Source organism: Pseudomonas sp. PIC25, assembly GCF_002286785.1.
In the GTDB taxonomy this organism is placed as follows: domain Bacteria; phylum Pseudomonadota; class Gammaproteobacteria; order Pseudomonadales; family Pseudomonadaceae; genus Pseudomonas_M.
The window spans coordinates 40,465-52,268 of sequence record NZ_MUJY01000148.1; the positions used below are offsets into that span (position 1 = coordinate 40,465).

Annotated in this window: 11 protein-coding genes; 2 read left to right on the top strand and 9 right to left on the bottom strand. The window is 61.9% G+C overall.

Annotated elements, in window-relative coordinates:
* Positions 1 to 122: 122 nt before the first annotated feature.
* The 5 genes from BZL41_RS18395 to acnB form a co-directional block, all read right to left on the bottom strand.
* A complete protein-coding gene (locus BZL41_RS18395; RefSeq protein ID WP_256578198.1) occupies positions 123 to 1,250 on the bottom strand; it encodes a polysaccharide lyase family 7 protein in 1,128 nt (375 codons plus the stop codon).
* Between the two features lie 306 nt (positions 1,251 to 1,556).
* Entirely contained in the window at positions 1,557 to 2,135 is a 579-nt protein-coding gene (locus BZL41_RS18400; protein ID WP_095600647.1) for an ANTAR domain-containing response regulator, read from the bottom strand.
* A gap of 18 nt (positions 2,136 to 2,153) precedes the next feature.
* Positions 2,154 to 3,374, bottom strand: a complete 1,221-nt coding sequence (locus BZL41_RS18405; protein WP_371916550.1) for a CmpA/NrtA family ABC transporter substrate-binding protein — start codon at positions 3,372 to 3,374, stop codon at positions 2,154 to 2,156.
* A gap of 196 nt (positions 3,375 to 3,570) precedes the next feature.
* Positions 3,571 to 3,780: a YgdI/YgdR family lipoprotein gene (locus tag BZL41_RS18410; protein ID WP_084333693.1), complete on the bottom strand. Its 210-nt coding sequence runs from the start codon at positions 3,778 to 3,780 to the stop codon at positions 3,571 to 3,573.
* Positions 3,781 to 3,917: 137 nt separating this feature from the next.
* Positions 3,918 to 6,527 (bottom strand): bifunctional aconitate hydratase 2/2-methylisocitrate dehydratase, encoded by a 2,610-nt coding sequence (acnB, locus tag BZL41_RS18415; RefSeq protein WP_095600648.1) that lies wholly within the window; start codon positions 6,525 to 6,527, stop codon positions 3,918 to 3,920.
* A gap of 407 nt (positions 6,528 to 6,934) precedes the next feature.
* On the opposite strand from acnB, the gene BZL41_RS18420 reads away from it, so the two are divergent.
* The gene (locus BZL41_RS18420; protein WP_095600649.1) at positions 6,935 to 7,411 is read left to right on the top strand and encodes a DUF1289 domain-containing protein; all 477 of its coding nucleotides are present in this window, start codon (positions 6,935 to 6,937) and stop codon (positions 7,409 to 7,411) included.
* Between the two features lie 48 nt (positions 7,412 to 7,459).
* Here BZL41_RS18420 and BZL41_RS18425 read toward each other — a convergent pair whose 3' ends face one another.
* Entirely contained in the window at positions 7,460 to 8,329 is an 870-nt protein-coding gene (locus BZL41_RS18425) for a universal stress protein (RefSeq protein WP_084333690.1), read from the bottom strand.
* Positions 8,330 to 8,481: 152 nt separating this feature from the next.
* Here BZL41_RS18425 and BZL41_RS18430 point away from each other — a divergent pair, with 152 nt between their 5' ends.
* Positions 8,482 to 9,084: a tRNA-(ms[2]io[6]A)-hydroxylase gene (locus BZL41_RS18430; protein ID WP_095600650.1), complete on the top strand. Its 603-nt coding sequence runs from the start codon at positions 8,482 to 8,484 to the stop codon at positions 9,082 to 9,084.
* Between the two features lie 39 nt (positions 9,085 to 9,123).
* Here the strand turns inward: BZL41_RS18430 and BZL41_RS18435 are convergent, their stop codons facing one another.
* The 3 genes from BZL41_RS18435 to BZL41_RS18445 form a co-directional block, all read right to left on the bottom strand.
* On the bottom strand, positions 9,124 to 10,461 hold the full coding sequence (locus tag BZL41_RS18435) for an SPFH domain-containing protein (protein ID WP_095600651.1): 1,338 nt from the start codon (positions 10,459 to 10,461) through the stop codon (positions 9,124 to 9,126).
* Positions 10,462 to 10,560: 99 nt separating this feature from the next.
* A complete protein-coding gene (gene lpxH, locus BZL41_RS18440) occupies positions 10,561 to 11,286 on the bottom strand; it encodes a UDP-2,3-diacylglucosamine diphosphatase (protein WP_095600652.1) in 726 nt (241 codons plus the stop codon).
* The gene (locus tag BZL41_RS18445) at positions 11,283 to 11,777 is read right to left on the bottom strand and encodes a peptidylprolyl isomerase (protein WP_084333686.1); all 495 of its coding nucleotides are present in this window, start codon (positions 11,775 to 11,777) and stop codon (positions 11,283 to 11,285) included. Before BZL41_RS18445 ends, lpxH begins: the two co-directional genes overlap by 4 nt.
* Positions 11,778 to 11,804 lie beyond the last annotated feature (27 nt).

Consider the following 11,804-nt stretch of genomic DNA (forward strand, 5'->3'; position numbering starts at 1 on the left):
GAACCGTCCGAGCGACGTCGGCCGCGTGTGCGGCCTGGCAGGAAGATAAGCGCAGCGGCGGAATCTGTCGAGAGGCGGATCGAGTCATCGATGGTGACTCGAACCGCGCCTATGGAGCGGTGTCAGGAGCCAACGACGATGGAGAACTTCTTCGAATAAGTGGAGCCGTTGGCGTCGGTGACCCTGACCATGAAGTCATTCGGTTGCGACGAGACGGCACTGGCAGCCGGTGTGCCGGTGATGCTGCCGTCGCGGTTCAGCGTCAGCCCTGCCGGCGGGTGCCCGCTGACCAAGGACCAGGTTCCGCCACCCATGCCGCCGCGGAAGGAAAGCTGAGTGCTGTAGAGCACATTGGCCTTGGCGTTCGGTAGGGCGGCATTGGTGGTGATGTACAGGCCATCGGCCGGATGGCTGGTCGCCAGGCGATAGAACTTCACCAGCGCACCGTCGGTGCTGCTGTCGCCGTACGTATGCAGGTACGAGCCCGCCTTGAAATAGAACGTCTCGTTATCCCACGACGGGTCCATGACCAGGGTGGCCGGGGTGCCGTTGTTGGCCGAAACCGCGGCTACCGCAGGGTCGCTTCCGTTGCGCGAGACCTTGATCTGATAGGTGAAGGTCTGGCCGAGCTTGACGTCCGAGAGAATGGTGTAGTGCCAGTAGGGCGGACCTTGGACCGGTGTCCCTTGCAGCTTGGTAATGACTTTCCCGGTCTGGGTGGCGAAGTCGTACTTGTAGTAGACCAGTACCAAGGGAGCGGAACCGTATCCATGGACCTGGCCGACGATGACGGTGCCATCCTTTTGGGGAACCTGCATGATCTTAAGCTGGGCATCCAGGATGGCGGTGCCGAAGCTGTCCCAGTTCACTGCGTTGCTGCTCGGGTCGATCATCTCGCGCAGTTCCGAGCGAGGGTGCGCGGAGCCACCGGTGGTGGCGCCGTTCAATGGCGCCCACATGGTCATCGCGCCGTCGGCTTCCGTGTAGAAGTAGGGGCGATTGCTGTAGCCGTTGGGGCCGCTCAGTTTGGCGGGGTAGATGGTCAGGGGTTTTCCGGTGACCCCACCGGTCGAATCGACGGGAACGGTGATGCTCCAGTTTTCCAGGGCGAAGTTACCGCCAGGCGGGGTATTGGGACGAAGCTCGGCGTAAGCGTCCGTGCATAGCAGACTGCCCAGTAACGCCGACTTGGCAATCAAGCCGATCCGCATGGGGCGCTGTGTGGGGATGATTTCGAGAGTATGCGACATTGCGTTTAATCCTTGATCCCGGGTTGAGGCAGAGTTGGGTATGGAGCGGCAAGGTCGGTCCTTGCGCCATCGAAGCCCAGCAATGCAATCCAGTTAACGCTTTGAGGGCAGTCTTGCGGCATCGACGATCCTGACGATGCGAGGGGTGCATACTTCACTGCCAAGACAGGGACCGCCGGAAACGGGTTTGGTTCGTACCGTTCGGCCACCTTCAGGCGATATCGATGGAGCGAATCATGTCGTTGTGATGGCGATCACGAAGGGCTGCCACTACCGGCTCAACCGGCAGGCAGTGGCGAGTGGCGCTCATTGGCCGAGCATGTCGTTCATGGCGATGATTTGTTCGGCGACCTGGATCAGCTTCTGCTGGCGACTCATGGCCTGACGCCGCATCAGTGTGTAGGCCTCTTCTTCGCTGCAGCTCTTCATGCGCATGAGCATGCCCTTGGCCAGCTCGATGCGCTTGCGTTCGGCCAGTTGTTGATCCCGGGCCTGCAACTGGGCGCGCAGGGCCTGGTCGCTTTCGAAGCGGACCATGGCCACGTCGAGGATGGGCTTCAGGCGCTGCGCCTGGATGCCTTCGACGATGTAGGCGCTGACCCCGGACTGGATGGCCTGGCGCATGACGTCCGGATCGTCGTTGTCGGTGAACATGACGATCGGTCTCGGCTGGTCGCGGGAGACCAGGCAGACCTGTTCCATGACATCCCTTCCCGGGGATTCGGTGTCGATCAGAATCACGTCCGGGCGGATGGCCTCGACGCGTTCGGGCAGGTCGATGGTCAGCCCGGACTCGTTGATGACATCGAAACCGGCCTCGATCAGCGCGGCCTTCAGGCGTCCGACCTTCTTGGGTGTGTCGTTGATCAGGAGGATTCGCAACATGGCAGCGGCCGTCCCCAATCAGAGTGCGAGTGGTCGAGTGGTTTCAGCCAGTGCGTGCAGTTCAAAGCTGCGCGCATAGCCGGCCGGGTCAGTACCGTCCCAGACCTTGCCGTCGAGCAGCGTGGCGCTGCGCATGGGCGAAGGGGGAACTTCCATACCAAGAATATCGGCCGCTTCGCGGTAAAGATCGAGTCGTTGAACCTGATGGGCGATGGCCAGGTAGTCGGGGTCATCCCGGAGCAGGCCCCAGCGGCGGAATTGCGTCATGAACCAGAGGCCATCCGATAGATAAGGCATGTTGACCGTACCGTCGCCGAAGAAGCGAAGGGCGTGCCGGTCCAGCCAGGCGTGGCCGACACCATCCTCGTACTGGCCGAGGAAGCGCGGCTGGATGGCCTGCAGGGGCGCGTCGACATAATCGCTGCCACTGAGCAACTGGGCGGTACTGCGCTTGTTCTCTTCGCTCGAATCGATGAATCGGCTGGCTTCCAGGATGGCGAGAATCAGTGCCCGCGCGGTGTTCGGGTAGGTTTCGACAAAGGCACGGGTGCAGCCGAGCACCTTTTCCGGGTGATCCGGCCAGATCGATTGGCTGGTGGCCAGGGTGAAGCCCATGCCTTCGGCGATCGCCTGGGCGCCCCAAGGCTCTCCGGCGCAGAAGCCGTCGATACGCCCGGCCTTTAGGTGGGCAACCATTTGCGAAGGCGGAACCACGACGGTGTTTACGTCGTTCAGTGGATGGATGCCCTGGCTGGCCAGCCAGTAGTAGAGCCAGAGGGCATGGGTGCCGGTGGGAAAGGTCTGAGCCAGGGTGAGCTTTGCACCGTCTTGGTGCGCATGTTTGACGAGCGCTTCGGGAGTGGTCACGCCGGCAGCCTGCAGGCGATGGGACAGGCTGATGCTTTGCCCGTTCTGGGCCAGCCCCATGAGCACCGCCATGTCGACCGGTGGAGTGCCACCAATGCCGAGATGGACGGCGTAGATCAGCCCGTAGAGGCCTTGGGCGGCATCCAGTTCACCGCTGATCAGTTTGTCACGCAGGGTGGCCCAGGAGGCTTGGCGTTTCAGGTTGAGCGTCAGGCCATAGGGCTGGGCGAAGCCTTGGGTGGCCGCGACGATCAACGAGGCCGAATCGGTGAGGGCCATGAAGCCCAGATTGATCGCGCTTTTTTCCGGGGCATCGCTGCCGCCGACCCAGGCCAGGCTGTCGCTACGGGGTGCTGCTTGGTCATCCATCATTGTTTTGTTCCGTCAGTGAACAAAAAGACGCCGTTCCGGCTGCAGCCTGAAAGTCGCAGCCGAAAACGACGCCATTGTCTATGGACGCTTTCCGCCGTTGGAAAGCGCTCTGTTGAGACGGAACAAGCAAGCCATATGCCAGTGCCCTGCGATGAGACGCTCTGGCATGGTGTTTCGAAGCGGGTTATTGGCGCGCTCAGCGTTCGATGATCTGCTTCACCTGGGACTGCGGGATCTGCTGTTTGCGTCCTTCGCTGTCTTCGAATTCCAGCATGCCCGTATCCTCATCCAGTTCCGGCTTGCCATCGCTGGTAAGCATCTGGCCATCGACGGTGGCGATGATGTAATCGTTGGCACAGCCGGCGAGGCCGAACACGCAGAGGAGGGCGATGATCCAGTGCTTCATGGGAAGGGGCTCCTGCCGTCGATACGGCCACGACATGCAGCCGTCTTTCTGGAACATAGCCGCTTCCGCTGCACCCGCAAGGACAGGAAAAGAAAAAGCCCCGCACAGGGCGGGGCTCCTTCTTGCCAGCGGAAAAATCAGGCCTGGACGACCGGAATCTTCGCGTTGGCGGCTGCTTCCTTGTACTCGGCGATCTGGTCGAAGCTCAGATAGCGGTAGACGTCGGCAGCCATGCTGTCGATGTCCTTGGCGTACTGCATGTACTCTTCGACGGTCGGCAGTTTGCCGAGGATCGAGGCAACTGCCGCCAGTTCGGCAGAGGCCAGGTACACGTTGGTCGCATCGCCCAGACGGTTCGGGAAGTTACGGGTGGAGGTGGAGACCACGGTGGAACCGGTCTGCACGCGCGCCTGGTTACCCATGCACAGCGAACAACCCGGCATTTCCATGCGCGCGCCAGCCTTGCCGTAGATGCCGTAGTAGCCTTCTTCGGTCAGCTGGTGAGCGTCCATCTTGGTCGGCGGAGCCAGCCACAGGCGGGTCGGGATGCCACCCTTGACCTTGTCCAGCAGCTTGCCGGCAGCGCGGAAGTGGCCGATGTTGGTCATGCAGGAACCGATGAACACCTCGTCGATCTTGTCGCCGGCCACGGTGGACAGCAGGCGGGCGTCGTCCGGATCGTTCGGGGCGCAGAGTACTGGCTCCTTCACATCGGCCAGGTCGATTTCGATGACGGCGGCGTATTCGGCGTCCTTGTCGGCTTCCAGCAGTTGCGGGTTGGCCAGCCAGGCTTCCATCGCCTGGGCACGACGCTCCAGGGTGCGGGCATCGCCATAGCCTTCGCCGATCATCCAGCGCAGCAGGGTGATGTTGGAGTTCAGGTACTCGGCGATGGACTCTTCCGGCAGCTTGATGGTGCAACCGGCGGCCGAACGCTCGGCGGAGGCGTCGGACAGTTCGAACGCCTGCTCGACGGTCAGGTCGTTGAGGCCTTCGATCTCGAGGATGCGGCCGGAGAAGATGTTCTTCTTGCCTTTCTTCTCGACGGTCAGCAGGCCCTGCTGGATCGCGTAGTAAGGGATGGCATGCACTAGGTCACGCAGGGTGATGCCGGGCTGCATCTTGCCCTTGAAGCGCACCAGCACGGATTCCGGCATGTCCAGCGGCATCACGCCGGTGGCAGCGGCGAAGGCTACCAGGCCGGAACCGGCCGGGAAGGAAATACCGATCGGGAAGCGGGTGTGCGAGTCGCCGCCGGTGCCCACGGTGTCCGGCAGCAGCATGCGGTTCAGCCAGCTGTGGATGATGCCGTCGCCCGGACGCAGGGACACGCCGCCACGGGTACGGATGAAATCCGGCAGGGTGTGGTGGGTGGTGACGTCGATGGGCTTCGGGTAGGCCGCGGTGTGACAGAAGGACTGCATCACCAGGTCGGCGGAGAAGCCCAGGCAGGCCAGGTCTTTCAGCTCGTCGCGGGTCATCGGGCCAGTGGTGTCCTGGGAACCGACGGTGGTCATCTTCGGCTCGCAGTAAGTGCCCGGGCGCACGCCCTGGCCTTCCGGCAGACCGCAAGCGCGGCCGACCATCTTCTGCGCGAGGGTGAAGCCCTTGCCGCTGTCGGCCGGCGCTTCCGGCTTCTTGAACAGGGTGGAGGGAGCAAGACCCAGTTCGGCGCGGGCTTTCTCGGTCAGGCCGCGGCCGATGATCAGCGGAATACGGCCGCCGGCGCGGACTTCGTCGAGCAGCACGTCGGTTTTCAGCTGGAAGGTGGTGACCAGCTCGTCGCTACCATGACGGCGGACTTCGCCTTTCATCGGGTAGACGTCGATCACGTCGCCCATGGCCAGGTTGGTGCAGTCGAACTCGATCGGCAGGGCGCCGGCATCTTCCATGGTGTTGTAGAAGATCGGGGCGATCTTGGTGCCGAAGCAGAAACCACCGGCGCGCTTGTTCGGCACGTAGGGGATGTCGTCACCGAAGAACCACAGCACCGAGTTGGTGGCGGATTTGCGGGAGGAACCGGTGCCGACCACGTCGCCGACGTAGGCGACCGGGTAACCCTTGGCCTTGACCGCTTCGATCTGCTTCAGCGGACCGACGGAGCCCTGCTGGACTGGCTCGATGCCGTCGCGGGCCATTTTCAGCATGGCCAGGGCGTGCAGGGGGATGTCCGGGCGGGACCAGGCGTCCGGAGCCGGGGACAGGTCGTCGGTGTTGGTTTCACCCGGCACCTTGAACACGGTCAGGGTGATCTTTTCCGGAACGGCGGGACGGTTGACGAACCACTCGCCATCGGCCCAGGACTGCATCACGGCCTTGGCGGCGGCGTTGCCTTTCTTGGCGCGCTCGGCGACGTCGTGGAAGGCATCGAACATCAGCAGGGTGTGCTTGAGCTGCTCGGCGGCGGCAGTGGCCAGCTCGGTGTCGTCCAGCAGTTCTACCAGGGTGGAGATGTTGTAGCCGCCCTGCATGGTGCCCAGCAGTTCGACAGCGCGTTGCTTGCTGATCAGCGGGGAGGTGGCTTCGCCCTTGGCGACGGCGGACAGGAAGCCGGCCTTGACGTAGGCGGCTTCGTCGACTCCCGGCGGGACGCGGTTGGTGATCAGATCGACCAGGAAGGCTTCTTCGCCGGCCGGCGGGTTCTTCAGCAACTCGACCAGGCCTGCGGTTTGTTCGGCGTTCAGCGGCTGGGGCACGACGCCCTGGGCGGCACGCTCTTCTACGTGTTTGCGATAGGCTTCAAGCACAGTATTACCCTCATCAGTGGTCCCAAAGGGTTGTCCGGGACGCTCATCCTGGAAACCGCCGAACGCACGCGCTTTCCCGCTTCATGGGCGGATTGGCCGAGGTTTCGGTAGTTTCCATCCAGAAGCTGTTTTCAAAGTTTTACGCCGGCTGGGACGGAAAGATGAGGGCTGGCGCAGGTATCGAGAGGGGTCGACGGAACCCTGCGCCAATGCTTTCCTGCCGGATAGAACTGTGCTCGTGACGCTTTGAAAACAGCTTCAAACGGACATTGGCGCCGTAAACGGCGGGCCGATTCTACTGGAATGTGCTGGCAAAGTTAAGCCACGAGCGGGGTGTCCGACGGGGTGACCCGTCTTAGACAAAGGGCTAAGATGCCGGCCTGTTTCACCCAAGCCATTCTTTTCCCATGTCCCAGCAACGCATCAAGACGCCTTGCGTCGGCCTGTGCTCCACCGTTTACGGCGACTTGGTGTGCCGTGGGTGCAAGCGCTTTCACCATGAGGTGGTGCACTGGAACCTCTACAACGACGAAGAGAAGCGGGCGGTCTGGCTGCGGCTGGAAAGCCTGCTGGTCCAAGTGATGCAGGCCAAGCTGGAAGTCTTCGATGGCCTGCGGTTGCGCCAGCAGCTGGAGCAGCGTCAGGTACGCTTCGTGCCCGAGCAGTCGCCGTATTGCTGGGCCTATCAGTTGATCGCCCGTGGCGCTCGGATGATCAGCCAATTGGAGGCATACGGGGTCGCGCTGTTGCCGGAGTTCCGTGACTGGCCGCTGCCGGACCTGCGCGATGCCATCGATCGTGAATTCTTCATCCTTTCCGAAGCCCATTACGAGCGCTATATCGCTCCCAAGTTTCTGCGTGACGGCATGGAGATTCGTGTCTAGAAAAACCACCGGGGCGCCTTGGCGCCCCGGTAATACGACCCTTGGCGATCACGCGTGCTGTTGCGCGACCAGCTCCTCCAAGTGGGCGATGATCTCGTCCGGCTTCAGCACCAGGACATCGCTTTCCAGCGTATCCAGTACCACTTCGGCGGTGTTGCCGATCAGTGCCCCGGACAGCCCGGTCCGTGCCACGGTGCCGATGACCGTCACCGCCGCTTGCAACTGATGGGCGATCTGCGGGATCAGCACGTCGGCAGGGCCTTCGACGATATGCAGGCGCGAGTCGGAAATATCGTATTCGGCCTGGAATGCCCGGCATTGCTCGCGATAGCGCGCCTCGATGGTTTCCTTGAGCTGGAAGGTCGGGTCTGCCGCCGACAGCATCGGCGCGGGATGAGCGCTGATGACATGCAGTTCGCCTTCGGCCAGGCCGGCGATGTCATAACCGTGGCTGATGATGCTGGCATGCAGGGTCCGGTGTTCGCCGTCGCTGTTGCCGACATCCACCGCCGCCAGAATGGTACCTCCGCGCCAGGGTTTCTCGGTCTTCACCATCAGTACCGGACCGGGGCAGTAGCGCAGCAGTTTCCAGTCGTCGGGGGTGAGGAGGGCCTTTTTCAACGGGTTGTCGGGGAAGTGTTGCTTGACCACCAGACCACAGCCTTCGGCCTGCTGTACGGCGATGATCGTCTGATGCAGGTTCTCGTGCCAGGCCTGCTGGCTGGAAACGGTGAAGCCTTCCTGTTGCAGGCTGGTCGCGACATCGTTGAGGAAGGCCGAGTGATCGTGCTTCTTGTCGCAAACCAGGAGATGCAGCTGCGACTGGGTCACTCCAGCGATCAGTTTGGCGCGTTTGAGCGCGAGTCCTTCGGTCTGCCCAGGCTCCATTACCACCAGAATGCTGCGTATCGCTTGCATGATCGAATCTCCCTGCGAGTGCTGGTTATGCCTAGCACAACTATAGTTTCGGCCTGCGATAGGACTTTGATATATATCAAGCGCACGGCTGGCCGTACCCGCCGTCATTCGTATAATGGCCCGCCCATGCCCTGCCTGCCAGCGTTGACCCCATGCAATTGTTGCCCGAAATAGAATCTTTCCTGCTGTGTCCAACGCCTGACGCCTGGATCGCCCAGGCCTTGCAGAATCAGGACATCCTGCTGATCGACCACGCGAACTGCGAGAAAAAGGCCGCGTCGACGGCGCTCAACCTGCTGTTTCGCTACGTGGAAAAGGCCGATCTGCAATACAAGTTGTCACGATTGGCCCGTGAAGAGCTTCGGCATTTCGAACAGGTCGCGGCGCTGATGACGAAGCGGGGGATCGCTTATCGGCCGGTCAGCGCGGCGCTATACGCGCAGCGCCTGCGTGGTCATGTGCGCTCCAGCGAGCCGGGAAAGCTGGTGGATACTCTGATCGTCGGCGCGTTCATCGAGGCGCGTTCGTGCGAGCGCTTCTTCCGCCTGGCGCCTCATCTGGATGAAGAGCTGGCGCAGTTCTACCGCTCGCTGCTCAAGTCCGAGGCGCGGCATTACCAGGATTATCTGAAGATGGCGCAGGTTTATGCGGACGGTCCGATCGAGGATCGTGTGGCGTTCTTTGCCGAGGTGGAGCGTGACGCCATTCTGATGCCGGATACCGAGTTCCGCTTCCATAGCGGCGCGGCGGCATGAGGAAAGGCGGGCCGGATGATCGGCCCGCCGGATGACGGCTTATTCCTTGACCTTCAGATCCAGCGCCAGGTCCCGCGCCGCCTTGGTGGCCAGCACGCTCATCAACTGACCGATCTCGTCCTGGCGGCTGCTGGCACCGTTCTGCCCGCCGCCACCCAGCATCACGCTGGGGACCGGTGCCTGTGCGGCGGCCTCGGCCCAGACTTTGTTGATGGCGATCAGTGCATCCAGTTTGGTCTGCAGCGCGCCGTCCGCCTTGATAACGGCCTCGCGGGCATGGGCCTCGGCGTCGGCGGTGATCTTGGTCGCTTCGGCGGTGATTGCGGCTTTGTCGCGTAGCAGTTCGGCGGTCTGCTTTTCAATCTGGGCGCGTTGTTTTTCACGCTCGGCGTTGATCACGGCGAGCTGCTTCTCGGTTTCCGCCTGGGTGGTGCGTTCGATCTGGTCGCGCAGGGTTTCCTGGCGGCGTGCCTCGACTTCTTTTTCGCCGCGGGCAGTCACCAGCAGTTTTTCTTCCTCTTCTTTCAGGCGGTTCTGGCGAGCGACGGCGAGCTCGGCGAGGGCCTGCTGCACCTTGACCATCCGCTGCTTGTACTGCGGGTTGGGGTCGACGTTGGTGATTCGGGCTTCCACCACTTCCACGCCGTACTTGCGGAACTGCTGTTGTTTGCGTACCGGGATGCCTTTGCTGTCGACCACCTTTTCGGTGATGAACTGGCTGGCGCTGTTATCGCCAAATGCGCCCTGTTCGGTGCCAGCCTGGAGGATGGCGGTCTGCTGCGGGACATGTCCGCGAGGGCCGCGCACTTCCTTGCGCTTGATCAGATAAAGGCCATCGTTCAGTTGGTTTTCGAATTCTGCGGCGAATTCACTGCGTGCGCCGGCGTAGAAGTCATCCGCACTCATCAGCGAGGCGGTGGCTTGCAGGGTTTCCTTGATCGCCGGGACCAGGGCGGTCTTGATGAAGTTTTCCGGGTTGCGGTACTCCTGCGCGATCTTCAGGAACTGATCGCCGCCGGGCAGGCGGAAGCGGGCCGACGACTCGACTTTGGCGTCGACGTTGCCGAGGAAGACGATGGGGAAGGCTTCGATGGTAGCGCCGAGGGAATCGTTGTCGCTGTTATCGTCGATTTCCAGGGCTTCGGTGAGCACCGATTGCACGCTGAGGGCTTTTTTCCAGGGCGTAGCGCGACCGAACCACTTGGTGGCGTAACCCACGTCGTCGATCACTTTTTCCTCGCCGAAGATCGTCCGCACATGGGTGGAAAAGCCGGCTTCGTTATAGAAGAAAATGCCATTGAAGGCAGTGAAGCCGAACGCGGCGATGACGACGGGAACGCCAAGATACTTGGCTACTTGCAGCTTGCTGAAAGGCATGGTCGCTCCTTGACGGAATGGAAGGAGCGGCGATGCTGAGAACCGCATCGCTTTTCGTCAAGTGGCAGATCGCCAGCTTGAGAGGGCGGTCACTGGAATTCAGGAAAGAGGGAAGGGGGCCAATCGGTAGCCTTGTTCGTCCACCTGCAAGGCCCAGCCCTGGCGATCCCAGTCCCCCAGCACGATGCGTCGGGCGGCCTGCCCGTCGATGTGTAACTCGTGGATGGCCGGGCGGTGGGTATGACCGTGGATCAAGGTGCGGACCTTATGTTCAGCCATGAGGCGAGGCACTTCTTCCGGGGTGACGTCGATGATCTCGGCGGCTTTCTGGCGAGTCTGCATATGGCTTTCCTTGCGCAATTTGCGCGCCAGTTTGTGGCGAGTCGCCAGGGGGAGGTGGTGGAGAATCCACAGCGAAACCGGGTTGCGCAGCCAGCGCCGTAGGTGCATGTAGGCGGCGTCGCGGGTGCAAAGCGCGTCGCCATGGCTCAGCAGTACGGACTCGCCGCTCAGATCGATCAGGCAAGGGTCGGGCAGGAGAGTGCAGCCCGCCTCCTGGCAGAAGTCCGCGCCGATCATGAAGTCACGGTTGCCATGCATCAGATGGATACGGGTGCCTGAGTCGCTCAGTTTCCGCAGGGCCTGCGCAATGGAGCGCTGGAACGGGGTCATGGCGTCGTCGCCGATCCAAGCCTCGAAGAAGTCGCCGAGGATATACAGCGCTTCGGCCTTGCGCGCACGCTCCTTCAGGAAAAGCAGAAACGCCCGGGTAATGTCCGGGCGCTCCTCTTCGAGATGAAGGTCAGAAATAAGCAGGACGCTCACTCGACGATCTCGGCCTTCTCGATGATCACGTCGTCGACCGGCACATCCTGATGGCCGGAGCGCATGGTGGTGGCGACACCCTTGATGGCATTGACCACGTCCATGCCTTCGGTCACCTGGCCGAACACGGCATAACCCCAGCCCTGGACGGTCGGTGCGCTGTGGTCGAGGAAGGTGTTGTCGGCGACGTTGATGAAGAATTGTGCAGAGGCCGAATGCGGCTCCATGGTGCGCGCCATGGCGATGGTGCCGACTTTGTTGGAGAGGCCGTTGTTGGCTTCGTTCTTGATCGGCGCGCGGGTCGACTTCTGCTTCATGCCCGGTTCGAAACCACCGCCCTGGATCATGAAGTTGCCGATCACGCGGTGGAAAATGGTGTTGTCGTAGTGTCCGGACTTCACGTATTCCTTGAAGTTGGCCACGGTTTCGGGGGCCTTGTCTTCGAAGAGTTCCAGGGTGATGACGCCGTGGTTGGTGTGCAGCTTGATCATGGGGAATTCGCTCTGTCGGAAAAAACG

Bases quoted from the DNA above. Each gene is read 5' to 3' on its own strand.
- BZL41_RS18410 (WP_084333693.1), bottom strand. From the start codon at position 3,780: ATGAAGCACTGGATCATCGCCCTCCTCTGCGTGTTCGGCCTCGCCGGC.
- BZL41_RS18405 (WP_371916550.1), bottom strand. From the start codon at position 3,374: ATGATGGATGACCAAGCAGCACCCCGTAGCGACAGCCTGGCCTGGGTC.
- BZL41_RS18425 (WP_084333690.1), bottom strand. From the start codon at position 8,329: ATGCAAGCGATACGCAGCATTCTGGTGGTAATGGAGCCTGGGCAGACC.
- BZL41_RS18430 (WP_095600650.1), top strand. From the start codon at position 8,482: ATGCAATTGTTGCCCGAAATAGAATCTTTCCTGCTGTGTCCAACGCCT.
- BZL41_RS18395 (WP_256578198.1), bottom strand. From the start codon at position 1,250: ATGTCGCATACTCTCGAAATCATCCCCACACAGCGCCCCATGCGGATC.
- BZL41_RS18400 (WP_095600647.1), bottom strand. From the start codon at position 2,135: ATGTTGCGAATCCTCCTGATCAACGACACACCCAAGAAGGTCGGACGC.
- BZL41_RS18435 (WP_095600651.1), bottom strand. From the start codon at position 10,461: ATGCCTTTCAGCAAGCTGCAAGTAGCCAAGTATCTTGGCGTTCCCGTC.
- BZL41_RS18420 (WP_095600649.1), top strand. From the start codon at position 6,935: ATGTCCCAGCAACGCATCAAGACGCCTTGCGTCGGCCTGTGCTCCACC.
- BZL41_RS18445 (WP_084333686.1), bottom strand. From the start codon at position 11,777: ATGATCAAGCTGCACACCAACCACGGCGTCATCACCCTGGAACTCTTC.